Below are 14,525 nucleotides of genomic sequence, written 5' to 3' on the forward strand. Positions count from 1 at the left end.
GATCAGCGTCCAAAACGCACGCTGTAGCTGACACCTGCAGTGCCTCCGGACTTGCCAGCGCCGCCTTGTGGCGCCGACTGGTAGCCGAAGGTCACTGCCAATTCGTCATCCCCTATCACCTCGGTGCCGATCCCGGTACTGATGGCGTAATTGATGGTGTTATCGGTCCACTGCCAGCCGGAGCTGACGTCCACCAGCCAGGTGTACTGCCCGCGTGTGCGATTCAGCGCCCCCGGGAAACCGCGGCGCCACGAACTGCCGAAGAACAACTGGCCGTAGCTTTTTTGCAGCAGGGTCTGGCTGGTGATCTGGTTCGGATCATCGAGCTGGATACCGACCAGGTCGATGCCGCCGCCCAGGGTATTGGCCAGGTTGGGCAGCGCGCGGTTGTTCAGGCTGTTCTGCTGGTAGTCGATGCCGCTGCGCAGTTCCCAGTTCGGGCCTTCGAACTGCAAGGTGTGGTCGAACTCGATCTTCAGTGCCTGGCCGCTGCCCAGGTCGTCGCCGCCACGGGTCGAAAACCAGCGCTGGGCCAGGTTCCAGGACAGCTGGTCACGGGCCGAATAGCGATGGCGCCCGCCCACCCACAGATCATCCTGCTGACCGAAGGCGCGCATCAGCCCGCTGTCCTCGTTCTTGCGGTGCCAGTCGGCGCCGACATCCAACTCGTTGCCGCTGTCCACCTGCCAGGTTCGGCTGACGCCCAGGCCGTTGCGGTCATCGTCCTTGCGCAGGCTGCTGTCGAGGATCAGCTTGTAGTTGCCGTTCTCCACCTGGCGCTGCAGGGTCAGCTCGGTATTGGTCTCGGTGCCCAGGCGCGAAGGCTCCAGGCTGTCGCCGCTGTATTGGCCCTGCTCCAGCACCAGCTTGGCGTACCAGTTGTCGCTCAGGTAACGCGCGGCGGTCAGCCGCGGGCCGTTGAACACCAAGCCGCCGAAGTCCTGGCGCTCCCAGGCAATCTGGGCGCCCTGTGGCGTGCGCTCGGTCATCTCGATCGCCTGGCGGCGCAACTGTTCGCGGATCGCCGCCGGTTGCTCATCCCCCAGGGCAGAGAGCCCCACCGCCAGCGCTTCGCCACCGCGGCCCAGGCTGTTGAGCGCCTCGACCTGCTGCGCCGGGTCCAGGTCGCCATTGGCCACCAGGCGCTCCAGGGCCTGGCGGTTGCTGCCGCGCAGGGCCTGCTGGATCTGCTCGTAACTGCTGATCTTCAGGCCGCGGCTGCGGGCCCAGGCCAGCCACTCATCCTTCTGCGACGACTGATTGAGGTCATCCAGGCGCGCGAGGAACTGATCGAACCACAGCTGCAGCATCGGCTTGGAGCCGTCCTGCCATTGCATGGCCTGGTGCTGGGCCTTGCGTGACGAATAACTGCTGACCAGCAGGCGCAGCCAGGTGGCGTAGCCTTGCGGCGTGGCGCGGATCTGCTCCGCCGTCACCTGCCGGTCCAGGCGCAGGCGCAGGCGCTGGGCCGAGTCGGCATAACCTGCACCCTCCAGGGCATCGGCGTAGGCCGCCTGGACCATCCAGTCCTGGGGGTTGGCCTGCAAGTACAGGCGATACCAGGCCAGGGCCTCGGTGTTGCGCCCCAGCAGTTGGCTGGCGGCGGCAAATGGCAGCCATAAGGTGCTGTCGCTGCGCGCCAGGGAGCGCCATTGCTGCAACAGCGGCTTGATCTCGCTGCGCCGGCCGAGGTCGACATACAGCCACATCAGGCGCTCACGGAAGGTGTTGTCATCCGGGAAGCGGCTCAGGCCCTGGCGATACAGGCGCAGCGCCTCTTCGGGGTTGCCCTGCTGCACCGCCAGTGCACCACGGGCGGCCAGCACCTGGGACTGCCCGGAGGCGTCCGGGTACTGCTCGGCTTCCTTCAGCAGGTCGACCACCAGCGGCCAGTCCTGAAGCTCCTGGGCCAGTTGCAAGGCGGCAACCAGACGCTGCGGGTTGTGCCCCTGGCGCCAACTGTCGACGGTCAGTTGCAGGGCCTTGCGCGGATCACGGGTGCGGTACAGGGCAATCAGCTCGCTCTCGTCGCCGCTATTGAGCGACCCCTTGATCGCCCGCATCTTCTCCAGCGCCACCCGCAACTCGTCGTCCAGCTCCAGGTCCCAGGCCAGCGCGGCGCGGGACTGCCAGTAGTTGAAGTCATCGATGGTGTTGCCATCGACCGCGGTGATCACCTTCCAGGCCCCTTGGCTGTCGAACAGCTTGAGGTAGTTATTGGCCCAGTCCACGCGCTCGGTGCTGGTCAACGGATAGCGCTTGGCGAACTGGCTCCAGACCACCAGGCGCTGCGGGTACTGCTCGGTGTTTTCCAGGTTCTGCAGCAGGCGTACCCAGGCCAGGCGATGTTTCGGGTATTTAGCGACATAGCGGCGTAGCCATTTTTCCGCTTCCTCGGGCGTGCCGCGAGACTCTTCGGCATAGACCAGGGCATCGAGCTCGACGTTGCTCAGGGCGCGGGTGTTCATGACCCCCGCCAGCAGGGGAATGCCTCGATCGAAATCGTAGGTCTGCATCGCCAGGCGCCAGGTGTGCTCGAACCGCGCCGGGTCGCTGCGCAGCGCATTCAGGCTGATCCAGTAGCCCAGGGCGGCCGCCGAGTCGCCTTGCCATTCGGCGAGATGGGCCATCTGCTCCAGCAGCGCCGGATCGTCCGGGTGCTGCTCCAGCAATTGCACGCCCACGGCCTGCGCGCCCGCAAGGTCGCCGAACGCCAGGCGCTGCTTGAATTCCTTGGCGAGGATTTCCGGGCTGTCGGGCTGCACCTTGCGCCAGGCACTGAAGAACTGTTCCGCCAGGTCGGCGCGGTTGTGCGCCACCGCCACATCGACGCCCTGGTCGAGCAGCGTCGGTTCGAATTGTGCATCTGGCTGTGCGGCCAACTCCTGGGCCAGCAGCGCCACGGCCTGCTCGCCGCGATCCGCCGCCACCAGGGTCTTGAAGGCTTGCTCAAGCCTCTCGCGGCGTGCTTCAGGCGTCTGGCTGGCCTCGAGCAACTGCACATAGATGTCGGCCGCGCGAGCGGGCTGCTCGCTGGCCTGATACCACTTCGCCGCTTCAGGCAGCCATTGCTCACGCCGCTGTGGATCGCGGCGCGCCAGTTCGGCATAGGCGTCCGCTGCCAGGCCCGGGGCCTGGGCGCTCAGGGCCAGGGTGGCCAGGCGTTCCAGCTGCGCGGATGGCAAGGGCCGGTAGTCAAAGGCCTTGAAGCGCTCGGCCAGCGCCTGCAGGGCGGCGCTGTCGGTGCTGTTGTTCAGGGCCAGGGCATCGAGTTGCAAGCGGTAGTAGGCCTTGAGCGTCGGATCGGCGTGCGGCCACTCGGCCAGGTGTTTTTCCGCTCTCGAGTAATCGCCCAGCTGAATCAGCAGGTCGAGCAGTTGGCTGCGCAATTCACTGTTTTCCGGGTGCGCGGCCAACAGCACTTCGGCATAGCTGGCCGACACTTCGTCCGGCTGGCCGCCCTTGGGACGGAACGCGTCTTCATTGCGAAAGGTCGCCCACAGCAGCACGCCGACGGCAATTGCCACCAGCAGCAACGCCCAGGGGTTGAGCAGCCGCGCGCGTTGCGCCTTAGTTGCAGAAGAGTTGGCCATCACTCACCTGCTTCATCGGAAGTTGAAAATGCCAGAGGCCCTGTGCGGATTGGCCGGCGTAGCGCTGGCCCTGGACCTCGACCCGACAAGCACTGGCCGAACGCACTGAAAACTCCAGGTTGAACTGGCCAGCAAAGGAAAAGCTCACCTGCCGCTCATTCACATAACGCCAGTCGCGCAGCGGAATGTTCGCCAGCTCCAATGCCGGGCGCGGGTCGCGCTCGGGCCGCAGGGCAAGCACCGCGCGATCACTGCTCAGCGCCACATACCGTCCCTGGGGCAGGTCGCGAACCCCGGCCACGGCCACCGAGCGGCCGAGGTCCGGCCAGCCCAGCGCCGGGTCCAGGCGCAAGGTGCGCAGGCCATCCAGGCCGCGAACCTGCCAGTCACCATCGAGGGTCCGCGCCAGGCTCGCCTGGTACAGGCCATGCACCCGGTCCAGGTAGTCGCTCATCCACAACGACATCGGCTGCTGGCCGCGCATGAACTGGTAGATGTCGGTCATGGCCTTGATCGAGGCCTGCTTGGTGCCCGAATAGAAGTGGTAGTACAGGTGGATGCCGCGCAGACGCCGCGGGCTGTCGGTCAGCTCGAAGGTGTCGATCACATCGCGAAAGCCGTAGTACGGGCCTTTCCAGAGGTTGGTGTACATGTTCTCGTTGATCACCGGCGCGTAGTACTGCAAGCCGCCCGCGGTGGGCCGCAACAGCGGGTACAGGCCGGTCAGCGAGGAATTGGCCTTGGTCAGGATGGTCTGCCCGCCGTTGACGTTTTTCAGCCCGGCGTCGTAGGCCATCTTGATGGTCTCGGCGCTGGGCAGCGCGTCCCCCGGCCAGAAAATCAGCTTCACCGGCTTCTGCGCCGTGGTCAGGCGGCTGTTGATGTAGTCCCGCGAGCCGTAGATCTCGCGCTTGTAGTCCAGGGTCTTGTACCCCGGGATGTTCAGGCGCAGGCCGTATTCGGCGTGGAAGTCCTCGTCCTGCTTGGCCTTGTCCGGCTGCATGTAGAACGGGTGGCTGTAGGTGTGGGTGGCCACCTCGACCTTGGGATCGGCAAAGATCTCCTGGGCGATCGGCTCCAGCTCCCGGGCAAGGAACGGCGACATGCCCTTGGGCCCGATCTCCCCTTCGATGATCGACACCGAGGTCAGGTACGGGTTGGGCCGAATGTAGTCATCCAGTACCTGACGCCCGGAATACGGAGTGCCGCGTACTTCGGCGTGGGACGGGAAACCGTCGCCGTCGATGTGCACCGTGGCAATCCGCCGGCCGTTCTCGGTGGTGGTGTCCGGACGCGGTTGCGCCGGCAGGCGCAGGGCTTTCTGGATAAAGGCGAACGGGTCGAGAATCCAGCGGCTGCGCTCGACGTTGGCTTCCACCACATAGGGCGCCAGGGCCATGCCGCCCCAGACACCGATGACCACTGGCGCGTACTTGCCGCCCTTGTCGTCGCCCAGTAGCAAGGCCGGCTTGGGCCCGTCGGGCAGCAGCGTCACCCGCGTCAGCTCGCGGCTGCGCGCCACCACCGGCGCCTCGAAGGCGCCTATCAGTGCCTTGTCCTGGCTCAGCACGTGCAGTGCGTCGCGGGCCCCCGGCGCTGCGAGGTTCAGCCCCAGGCGCTTGAGCAGCGCGCGGTCCTCGATCGGCAAGCCGGCCATGATCGCCAATGGCACCTGCTCGTCCAGGCGCTGGCCGATCCAGCGGCTGAACGCACGGCTGTCCTGGGGCGGGCCGCTGGTCATCCACAGCACGACCCCGGCGTAAAGGCCGGCGAAGCTGTAGCCAGGCAGGCTGTCGTCGACCGGAAAATAATCCACCCGGTAACCCAGGTATTCCAGCAGGCCGCCGAGCAGGCGGTGCCCGGCGTGATCGTAGAGTTCACCTTCGCGCGGGTCATAGAGCATGGCGATGCGCCGCGGCTGGACTTCCACGGTGCTCAGGCTCAGGGCGTTGAGGTCCGGGGTGCTGACCACCGGGATGAAGCCTTCCTGGCTCAGTTGACGGACCAGCTTGCGCGCTTCTTCGCGCCGGTTGGCCGGCAGGTAGTCAATGGCCACCAAAGGAATGTTGCGCGCGCGCAGCGGCTTGAGTTCGCCTTCAAGCCAATTGCGATCGGCTTCGGAGACCGGGCGATAACGCTTGGCCGAGGCGTCCCAGCCGGCATGGATGGATTCGACGGCCACGGCCGCGGCGACGCCGTCGAGTTCGCCGAGCACCTCGAAACCACGGTTGAAGAACAGCTTGAGGTTCGGCAAGCGCTTGTGCAGTTCCCGCAGAAACCCAGCCAGGGCCTGGCGTTGCGCTTCGCGGTTGGCTTCGGGAAGCAGCTGGAAACTGTCCAGGGTATCGAGGAACAGGCCGGCGTAGCCCTGGTCCTGCAGCGCCTTGGCACGCTTGAACAGGTGCTCGCGCCAGGCCGGGGTGGTGATGTCCATGACCTGGCTGTCCCAGGCCTTGTTGCGGATCGCGCTGGCGCCCTGGGTCAGGGCTTCTTTATCCAGCGCGGCGCGATTGCCGTCGAACTCACCCACTGACAGGTAGGCGAACGGCTGGCTGCCGAGCTTGCGCAAGGTGGCGACATCGGCGGCGGCCATATGACCGGGCTCGACCACCGCCCACTCGAACTGCGCCAGCTCCTGCAGCGGCGGCTGCTCGGCGTACCAGAAACCGACGCTGGCGGGCGCCACGGGCGCGGCCTGCACCAGGGTGTTGGTTGCACACAAGGCTAATGCGGTAAACAGGCGTCGAACCACTTTGCAGACATGCCCCCTGCGAAACTCGATATCCATAACTCACTCTTCAGTAGATCAATCTGCACAACATCAGACTCTGGAGCAGCCTCTGACGGGCGCCCTCAAGGCAACGAACTAAAGGCTGCGGTACAGCTGTTCCAGGCCCTCGGCCAGGCTGCTTGGCGTGCCCAGATCGAAGCGCTCGCGCAAACGCCGGTTGTTGGCCTTCGAATGGCGGATGTCCCCGGAACGGGCAGCGGCATGGCTCACGTGCAGTGCCTTGCCGCTGATCTGTTGCAAGGTCGCCAGCAGGTCGTTGAGGGTGGTCACCCCGCCCAGGCCGACATTCGTTGCATCGGCGGGTGGCTCCGGGCATTCGAGGCCCTGGACCAGGATCTTCACCAGGTCTTCGACATAGACGAAGTCGCGGGTTTGCCCGCCATCACCGAACACCGTGATGGCCTGGTCGCTCCTGGTCCGCTCGCTGAAAATGCTGATCACCCCGGAGTACGGTGAGGAAGGGTCCTGGCGCGGGCCGAAGATATTGAAAAACCGCAGGACGACCGGCTCCAGCCCATGCTGGCGACGATAGAAATCCAGGTAGTACTCGCTGGCGAGCTTGTCTGCCGCGTATGGCGTCAGGGGCGCCTTGGGCGTGTCTTCGTCAATCGGCGTGCCCTCGCCGTTATTGCCGTAGACCGCGGCACTGGAAGCGAACACCACCCGGCGGATAGCCGCGCCGACCATGGCTTCGCACACCCGCAACGTGCCGATGAAATTGCTCTGGTGGGTGCGTACCGGATCTTCGACCGAGGCCTGGACCGACGCCACGGCCGCCAGGTGCACCACCGCGTCGCAACCGGCCATGGCAGTGGCCAGGGTTTCGGCATCGGCGACATCGCCGACCTGCAGTTGCAGGGCGTGATGGCCCATCGGCAGGTTGCTCGCCTTGCCGGTGGAGAGATCGTCCAGAACATGAACCGCATAGCCTTTGGCCAACAGTGCATCGACCAAGTGGGAACCAATGAAGCCAGCACCACCTGTGACCAGTATCCGTTTGGCAGACATAAATCATCCCAAAGAAAAATTTCGTCGCTACGCCGATTGAAGCTAGCACACCCACTGAATACGCCATGGCAACTCGCTGCCATGGCTGACATTTCTTTGCTGGCTGCTGCCCTGGCCAAGGCTCTAGCGCCCGGGCTCGAGGGAAATCGGCGATGTTGGCGTCAAAAAAACATCAATAAAATCAATCGCTCAGCGGCCGCATACTGGAGCGGAAAAGACTTTTCGTCAATATTACGTCTATTTTTCGATGGATTATGGAGCTGGCGATATTTAGCCAAAATGTTGACGAGATGTCTGAGGGAGCTGGCAGCCCTCGGCTGTTTCATCAGGCGCCCTGCTGGGCGCACAGCCATTGCCACCGCCAATCGGTTCAACGCGGGACATCGGTCCGGCCGGGAATGCTGCTCGTCAGCGTCACCGCCTGGCAGCGGTGCCCGTGGAATCGGCAAAAAAAAGCGCCGGCGCCCTTGCGGGACACCGGCACTCGGTGACGGCCTGTAACCCTGCCTAGAGAAAGCAAACCGTCGGCCGGCAATGTAGCACGCAGGCTTTGCCGGCCTGGTCTGCGACAACCCGCCACAGGCTGGCTGCCGGCTCCCGGCCAGGCGCCAAGCTCGGCGCGGCGGCTCGCAGCCTGCGGCAGGCGGTCGCAGTAGGGGGCGCCCCCCCCCCTCTCTACACTGCCTCGACCGCGCGACTGCGCGGCAACCTGATGAGCAAAACACGATGAGGAACATCATGAAGACGCTATTGGCCGCTGCCTGTCTACTCGCATTCACCAGCGCTCACGCCGCCCAGGACCCGGAGGCCGTGTTCAATCGCGCGTGCACCGCCTGCCACAGCGGACAGTTGCCCATGGCGCCGAAAAAAGGTGATCAAGCGGCCTGGAAGCCGCGCCTGGCGCAAGGCACCGAGGTACTGGTCAAGCACGTGACCGAAGGCTTCAATGCCATGCCGCCACGCGGCCTGTGCATGGATTGCAGCGCCGAGGACTACCAGGCGGTGATCAGCTGGATGTCGAAATAAGGCGCCCCGCTCTCTGGCCCGGCTTGCGTTTGCGACCCGGCATGGGCCGCTCCTTCTGAGGCGCCCCACAGAGTGCTACCCGAAAGCCCCGGCCCGCGCGAGCGGCCCGGGACTGCTGTCCCACTCAGGGAATCGGCAGCCAGCGCCGAAAACCCGAGCCCCCCGTACCGCTCAACGGGCACCAGGCAAAGTCCCAAGGCACCGGCGGGTACTCTTGCGGCTCGCCTTCGGCCGCCGATACCGGCAGCGCGCGCCGCGTCGGCTTCCAGTCAAACACCCAGTCCGGGGACTCGCGCCAGGCCAGCACCAGGCCCCGTGCCTGACTGTCGTCGGTGTTGATCCAGCGTGCGGCCGCCGCGGCCATGAACGCCTCGATGTGCTCCTGATGGATCCGCGCCTGGTAGCGCGAAGCCAGGAGCCAGCGGCACAGGCTCAGGTAGTAGGTCCAGTTCAGCGGCGGATGATTGCGATAAGCCCAAGTCATGAAGCCACGGAAAATGTTCAGGCCATCCGGCGGGTCGAGCTTGAGCAAGCCCGGACAGACATCGAACAAGGTGTGCCAGTACGGCAGCAGGCGGGCATCCAGGTGCACGAAGCTGCGGGCGTTGCTCGGGTAATCGGGAAACGGCAGCAGAAAGTCGCCCTGATTGCCTACCCGCGTGCGTTTGCTCACCAGCCGTGTGGCGCCAGAGGGGATCGCTAGTGCGCGCATGTCAGCCTCCGGTGACGCTTGCTCGTCGTGCTGGCAACGCGCAGCACCTGCTGTCGCCAACCGTGAATGAGTCGAGCCATGTGGTGCTCCTTTCCATCTCTGCAATAACCATGGACACGTCCTTGGCCCGCTGGCCGTGGGGACGCGCGAAAACAGCGGTCATGCGCAAGCATGGGGAGAGGCCCGGGGGTTGAGCGATGGCCAGCGGTCACGGGGCGCCACCGCGCACAGCCGGCCGGCCGGCAGCGACGGCGCCAGGCCGAGAAAGCCCGGCAGGGTCAGCGCCGCCGCCCCCAGCGGCGCGGCGCCGGTCGATTGCGAACAGCAGCAGTGCGCTGAATCCCCCTGGACCGCCGCGCTGGATGGCTCCTTGTCCAAGGCAACGGCAATCTGCCGAACCCCGCCGGACGAACAGAAACTGCCCGACAGCAGCTGTTCCAGGCTCAGGCCGCCCATCGCGCTGGCCATGGGCAGCAGGCTGATTTTCAGCAGGATCGCCAGGAACGCCGCGACCCAGGCGTTCTGATGGCTGGCATTGCGCATGCCGCACCAGACCATCAGCGGCGCACGCCCGGGTTCAGGGGCAGGTGTTGAAAACGGTTCATGCCACACACTCGAAATCATCGGCATCGAAGGGCCTGGATCCAGCCACGCGGCAACTGCCGCAAGCGGCAGCCAGGGGCGTGACGGACACAGGCCGACCTGCGGTCAGCGGCGAATGCAGCTGCCCGCTTGTGGGCTCAGATCAGCGGAGAGGCACGAGGGTTGGCCGAGGGCCAGGAATAGCGAGGGGGCGCCTTGCTGCGGGGTTCAAGCGCACGACGCCGGACCTCGCCGATGCGCAGCAGCCAGCCCAGGCAAAACAGCAGAACCAGGCTCAGCGTAGCGCCCGAGCAGACCGGGCAGGAGAAACTGCCGGCCCAGGCACTGGCGCTCTGGTCACTGAAGTCGGAAGTCTGCAACGGGGCCTTGCTGCCCAGGGAGGAGCAGAACTGCCCTCCCACACCGTTGAGCGCAAGGCCCATCATCTGCCCGTGCGCCAAACCGCAGGCGAAGACATTGAACAGGACGCAAAAATACAGGGTCCAGGCAATGAGCGAGCGGTCGGGACGGGACAATTTCATGGCGGCGACTTTAACACCGAACCCCACAGTGGAAGAAGCTTGAGATGGCAAGCCTCAACCGACTGCCCAGTGCACTCCGGGGACGCTGGTCGAACAACCGCCATTCCAATTCAGAGGCTAAAAGTTCGCCCCTGGAGCATCGATACAGAACTTTTCACACTAAGTTCTATCGCCATCAGGAGCAACTAACGATATCAATCACTTGGCCCCGACAAGTTCATTGACTAGAGGCCATTTGCAACTAGCAAAGTTGTGCCAGAAAGTGCCTTTCTACGGATGTTGACTACAATTCCCAGCGGCCGTATCAGGCCCGGGAACATCACTGCCCCTCTAGATAGAAGTTGCTCTTCGGCTTTCAGGCTCTCGTGCTGAAAACAGTCGGAGATTGGCGCCGTGTTCCTGGCAATAAATGAAGCTGCATCCAAAACGTTCATATAAGGAATATATGCACATGGAAATTCTCGAGTTCAAGGATTTACGCATTGGCTTCACCACTCAGTTCGCATTGCAATGGAACGATAAAGGCTCGGGTGGCAAGCGTGACGGGGCGTACTGGCGCCCCGTGGCCATTGGCAACCTCAATGGCTACCACCCTCTGGGCGACTACGGCGTCGGCAACTACAACGACGTCAACGGCCAGGCCGCCGTGGCCGTGGTGAGCGATGTCAATGGCCCTTCCGGAAACGCCCTGCGCCCGCCGCTGGACTACGAACTGGTGTGGACCGACAAGGGATCAGGTTCCGACCGTGACGGTTCGATGTGGCGTCCCCTGCCCCCTCCCGGTTACGTGGCGCTGGGGCTGGTGTGCAACAACGGCTATGGCAAGCCCGCGGTCGATATCATCCGCTGCGTAAGGGCGGACCTGGTGATCGCGTCGCTGATTGGCAACCTGGTGTGGGACGACACCGGCACCGGCGCCGACAGGGACTTCGGCTCCTGGGAAATCTCGCCACCCGGCGCGCCGGCCGGTGAGGTCTACCTGTCTCCCGGCACCTACGTCGGCGTCGCCAGCCACACCAAGCCCAACATCGATCCCAACGCCTACGGCCTGCGCCTGCAGATTCCGTTGACCCGCTTTGATCCACCACCGACCCCGGTGCTGCACGGCTACAGCAAGCCAACCGGGTTCGAGCAAAGCACCGTCACCTTCATCAGCAACCTGTCCTGGTTCATGGTCAATGACCCGAACCTGCAACCGGCGGCGCAGTTGGTCAAGTCGCCGGTCTACCGCCTGGAGCGCACCGACAAGTACACGCTGATCGGCTTCGGCTACAACGAAACCTCCGCGGACCAGAGCTTCGTCTGGTCGGTCACCAACGGCGTCAACGGCAACAGTTCCAAATCCTTCACCTCGACCACCGGCATTGAAATCGGCGGTGAATGGACCTTGGGGCCGATCTTCAAGGCCTCGGCCAAGTTGAACCAGAGCTTTTCCTACACCACCTCCTCGTCGAGTGGCTGGGATCATTCGACCACGCGCACGGTAAACGTGGTGGTTCCGGTAAAGAAAGCGGTGGCGGCGTTCGCCATTGAAAGCACTTACAAGCTGTTCCGCGCCGATGGCACCCAAGTGTCAACCAACGTCAGCTATTCCGACGGCGACAACATCTACTGGACGCAATATCCGCCTTCAGAGAAGTTCAACCTGAAAGTCAATATCGAGTAAGCCGGAGCCTGGATAACCCCAAACGCAGGCACGAGTTTGCGTTTGGGGCCGGCCCCTGGCGCGGCACTGCGTAGATGCCGGCAGACGACCGCGCAAGCTTGACTGGCGACCACGCAGCAGCCGATACAACGCTATTCCCGCCAGCAGCCCGACAAGCAAAGCCCCCACATCGCCTTCTCCCCCTGTTGCCGACGCCAGTGACGGCCTCCGCCTGGAGCAATTTCAACAGGACATCGCGCAAATACCTGTACAAAACAAAAATAAATGTACAACTATATGGCCATGAATATTGACTGTTCGAGCAGGAGATCAGGCGAACTGCGACGTCAATCTGCGGGAGAAACACCATGAACCATTCCTCGAACATGCACGCCCGGGGCAACGGCTACCGGGCGCTGGTGATGGGCGCCAGCGGCCAGTTCTTGGCTTATGACGACGAGCGCCTGCCGTGGTAGCCGTCCCCCCTGCGCGCCGACTGGGATTGGTGCTCGGCGACCAGTTGTCATTCGACCTGGCGCTGTTCAAGGCCCTGGACCCTGCCCGCGACGCCTTGCTGATGGCCGAGGTCGACAGCGAAGCGCGTTATGTCCGGCATCACCCGCAGAAAATCGTGCTGATCTTCAGTGCCATGCGCCACTTCGCCGAACGCTTGCGCGAGCAAGGCTGGCGGGTGATCTACGTGAAGCTGGACGACCCCGACAACAGCGGCAGCATTCCCACCGAACTCAGGCGCTGGCAGGCGGCGCTGGCCGCGGATCAGCTGCACGTCAGCGAATGCGGCGAGTGGCGACTCGAACAGGCGCTGCGCGATTGCGGCCTGCCCATGACCTGGCATGTTGACTCACGTTTCCTCTGTTCCCGTGAACAGTTCCGCGAGTGGGCCGCCGCTCGCCCATCGCTGCGCATGGAATTCTTCTACCGCGAGATGCGCAAGCGGAACCGCCTGCTGCTGGAACCCGATGGCCGCCCCTGCGGTGGCACCTGGAACCTTGACGCGGACAACCGCAAGGCCCTGCCCCGCGGCCTGCGCGGGCCCTTTGCGGCGCGCTTCGGCCACGACGCCATTACCCGCGAAGTACTGCAGCTGGTGGGGCAACGCTTCAGCGATCACTACGGCGGCCTTGCCCGCTTCGACTATCCGGTGACCCACGAGCAGGCGCAGGAGCTCTGGCAGCACTTCCTCGACTTTTCCCTGGCCGCCTTTGGCGATTACCAGGACGCCATGGCCGAGGGCGAGCCCTTTCTGTTTCATGCACGGATCAGCGCCGCGCTGAACATCGGCCTGCTGGACGTGCGCCAGCTCTGCGCCGACGTCGAGCGTGCCTACCGCGAGAAACGGGTTGCGCTGAATGCCGCGGAGGGGTTCATCCGCCAACTGATCGGCTGGCGCGAATATGTACGCGGGGTCTACTGGCTGCGCATGCCCGCCTACGCCGAACTCAACGGCTTGGGCAATACCCGGGCGCTGCCGGAGTTCTACTGGAATGGCGCCACCGACATGCGCTGCATGTCCCAGGCCATCGGCCAGACCCTGGAGCTGGGCTATGCCCACCATATCCAGCGGCTGATGGTCACCGGCAACTTCGCGCTGCTGGCCGGGATTGCGCCCAAAGCCATCTGCGACTGGTACCTGGCGGTCTACCTGGATGCCTTCGATTGGGTCGAACTGCCCAATACCCTGGGCATGGTGATGCACGCCGACGGCGGCTACCTGGGCTCCAAGCCCTATTGCGCCAGCGGCCGCTATATCCAGCGGATGTCCGACTACTGCGGCGGCTGCCGTTACCGGGTGGACCAGGCCACGGGCAGCGATGCCTGCCCGTTCAACGCCTTGTACTGGCATTTCCTGATCCGCCACCAGGAGCAACTGGGCGGCAATCCACGGCTGGCCCTCACCTATCGCAACCTGCAGCGCATGGACGCCCCACGCCGGGAAGCCATCTGGCAACGCGGCGAGGAGCTGCTGGCGCGCCTGGACGCGGGAGAGGCACTGTGAAGAAATCCGAGCTGCCGCAAAAGGACTGTGCCGCCTGCGGCCGGCCCTTCACCTGGCGCAAACGCTGGGCCCGCTGCTGGAACGACGTGCGCTGGTGTTCCGAACGCTGTCGGCGCACCGCCCGCGCCAGAGCGCAATGAACCCCGGGCGCGGATTACAGGCAGTCTTGTGCGGTCTTCTCGAAACTTGACGGGGCAAAGCTGGAGGCCAGCAAATGCCGCTCATAGAGGAACACCTTGCCGCCGTTGGGCGCCTTGTAGGCTTCCAGCACATTGTCCGCGGCCACCTTGCTGGTGACCACGATCCGGTAGCCACGCTGCGATTGCGACACGTTAGCCGTCTGGGCATCGCTCTGCAGCTTGGGGATTACGCATTCGGCGTATTCAGCCGGGGTCTTGTGGGTCTGCATGACCAGGGTCGGGTCATTCGGCGCAGTCGCGCAGCCGGCCAGCAACAGGGCAGCGAACGTCATGGCGGGCACGAGTGAAAGGCGCATTGGGGCAATCCTGAAGTAAAAAAAGCGGGTTCATGCATCACGGCCGAGCGTGGGCCGTGCTATCGATGGCGGCGATTTTCCACGGTTAGGGCCGCCAGAAAAATAGCTGTTTC

The 14,525-nt window shown here is 64.3% G+C and carries 11 protein-coding genes; 4 read left to right on the top strand and 7 right to left on the bottom strand.

What is annotated here, in order from left to right:
* Nucleotides 1-2: 2 nt before the first annotated feature.
* The 3 genes from LXM55_RS03415 to LXM55_RS03425 form a co-directional block, all read right to left on the bottom strand.
* Complete coding sequence (locus LXM55_RS03415) at nt 3-3,593, bottom strand: tetratricopeptide repeat protein (protein WP_233318573.1); 3,591 nt, start codon at nt 3,591-3,593, stop codon at nt 3-5.
* Entirely contained in the window at nt 3,571-6,381 is a 2,811-nt protein-coding gene (locus LXM55_RS03420) for a bifunctional glycoside hydrolase 114/ polysaccharide deacetylase family protein (RefSeq protein WP_233318575.1), read from the bottom strand. The genes LXM55_RS03415 and LXM55_RS03420 overlap by 23 nt, the downstream gene beginning before the upstream one ends.
* Before the next feature lie 78 nt (nt 6,382-6,459).
* On the bottom strand, nt 6,460-7,392 hold the full coding sequence (locus LXM55_RS03425; protein ID WP_233318577.1) for an NAD-dependent epimerase/dehydratase family protein: 933 nt from the start codon (nt 7,390-7,392) through the stop codon (nt 6,460-6,462).
* A 735-nt stretch (nt 7,393-8,127) separates the two neighbouring features.
* Between LXM55_RS03425 and LXM55_RS03430 the strand changes: the two genes are divergently transcribed.
* On the top strand, nt 8,128-8,418 hold the full coding sequence (locus LXM55_RS03430; protein ID WP_442799735.1) for a c-type cytochrome: 291 nt from the start codon (nt 8,128-8,130) through the stop codon (nt 8,416-8,418).
* 124 nt (nt 8,419-8,542) lie between these two features.
* Here the strand turns inward: LXM55_RS03430 and LXM55_RS03435 are convergent, their stop codons facing one another.
* From LXM55_RS03435 to LXM55_RS03445, 3 genes are all read right to left on the bottom strand, one after another.
* Nucleotides 8,543-9,130 carry a putative natural product biosynthesis protein gene (locus LXM55_RS03435; protein WP_233318580.1) on the bottom strand — a complete coding sequence of 196 codons (588 nt, stop codon included), beginning with the start codon at nt 9,128-9,130 and terminating at the stop codon, nt 8,543-8,545.
* Nucleotides 9,131-9,289: 159 nt separating this feature from the next.
* Nucleotides 9,290-9,760 carry a DUF2946 family protein gene (locus tag LXM55_RS03440; RefSeq protein WP_325169828.1) on the bottom strand — a complete coding sequence of 157 codons (471 nt, stop codon included), beginning with the start codon at nt 9,758-9,760 and terminating at the stop codon, nt 9,290-9,292.
* Nucleotides 9,761-9,870: 110 nt separating this feature from the next.
* Nucleotides 9,871-10,254: a DUF2946 domain-containing protein gene (locus tag LXM55_RS03445; RefSeq protein ID WP_233318582.1), complete on the bottom strand. Its 384-nt coding sequence runs from the start codon at nt 10,252-10,254 to the stop codon at nt 9,871-9,873.
* Between the two features lie 451 nt (nt 10,255-10,705).
* On the opposite strand from LXM55_RS03445, the gene LXM55_RS03450 reads away from it, so the two are divergent.
* The 3 genes from LXM55_RS03450 to LXM55_RS03460 all read left to right on the top strand — a co-directional run bounded on the left by LXM55_RS03450 (nt 10,706) and on the right by LXM55_RS03460 (nt 14,056).
* Nucleotides 10,706-11,920: a Vps62-related protein gene (locus LXM55_RS03450; protein ID WP_233318584.1), complete on the top strand. Its 1,215-nt coding sequence runs from the start codon at nt 10,706-10,708 to the stop codon at nt 11,918-11,920.
* A 448-nt stretch (nt 11,921-12,368) separates the two neighbouring features.
* Entirely contained in the window at nt 12,369-13,916 is a 1,548-nt protein-coding gene (locus tag LXM55_RS03455) for a cryptochrome/photolyase family protein (RefSeq protein WP_233318586.1), read from the top strand.
* Complete coding sequence (locus LXM55_RS03460) at nt 13,913-14,056, top strand: DUF2256 domain-containing protein (protein WP_233318589.1); 144 nt, start codon at nt 13,913-13,915, stop codon at nt 14,054-14,056. Before LXM55_RS03455 ends, LXM55_RS03460 begins: the two co-directional genes overlap by 4 nt.
* Before the next feature lie 14 nt (nt 14,057-14,070).
* Here the strand turns inward: LXM55_RS03460 and LXM55_RS03465 are convergent, their stop codons facing one another.
* A complete protein-coding gene (locus tag LXM55_RS03465) occupies nt 14,071-14,412 on the bottom strand; it encodes a hypothetical protein (protein WP_233318590.1) in 342 nt (113 codons plus the stop codon).
* Between the last annotated feature and the right edge of the window lie 113 nt (nt 14,413-14,525).

The sequence above is a fragment of the Pseudomonas sp. Au-Pse12 genome (assembly GCF_021341665.1).
GTDB lineage: Bacteria > Pseudomonadota > Gammaproteobacteria > Pseudomonadales > Pseudomonadaceae > Aquipseudomonas.

What these genes read in the sequence shown, in the direction of transcription:
- LXM55_RS03465 (WP_233318590.1), bottom strand. Translation starts at nt 14,412, where the DNA reads ATGCGCCTTTCACTCGTGCCCGCCATGACGTTCGCTGCCCTGTTGCTG.
- LXM55_RS03420 (WP_233318575.1), bottom strand. Translation starts at nt 6,381, where the DNA reads ATGGATATCGAGTTTCGCAGGGGGCATGTCTGCAAAGTGGTTCGACGC.
- LXM55_RS03435 (WP_233318580.1), bottom strand. Translation starts at nt 9,130, where the DNA reads ATGCGCGCACTAGCGATCCCCTCTGGCGCCACACGGCTGGTGAGCAAA.
- LXM55_RS03445 (WP_233318582.1), bottom strand. Translation starts at nt 10,254, where the DNA reads ATGAAATTGTCCCGTCCCGACCGCTCGCTCATTGCCTGGACCCTGTAT.
- LXM55_RS03450 (WP_233318584.1), top strand. Translation starts at nt 10,706, where the DNA reads ATGGAAATTCTCGAGTTCAAGGATTTACGCATTGGCTTCACCACTCAG.
- LXM55_RS03425 (WP_233318577.1), bottom strand. Translation starts at nt 7,392, where the DNA reads ATGTCTGCCAAACGGATACTGGTCACAGGTGGTGCTGGCTTCATTGGT.
- LXM55_RS03440 (WP_325169828.1), bottom strand. Translation starts at nt 9,760, where the DNA reads ATGCCGATGATTTCGAGTGTGTGGCATGAACCGTTTTCAACACCTGCC.
- LXM55_RS03415 (WP_233318573.1), bottom strand. Translation starts at nt 3,593, where the DNA reads ATGGCCAACTCTTCTGCAACTAAGGCGCAACGCGCGCGGCTGCTCAAC.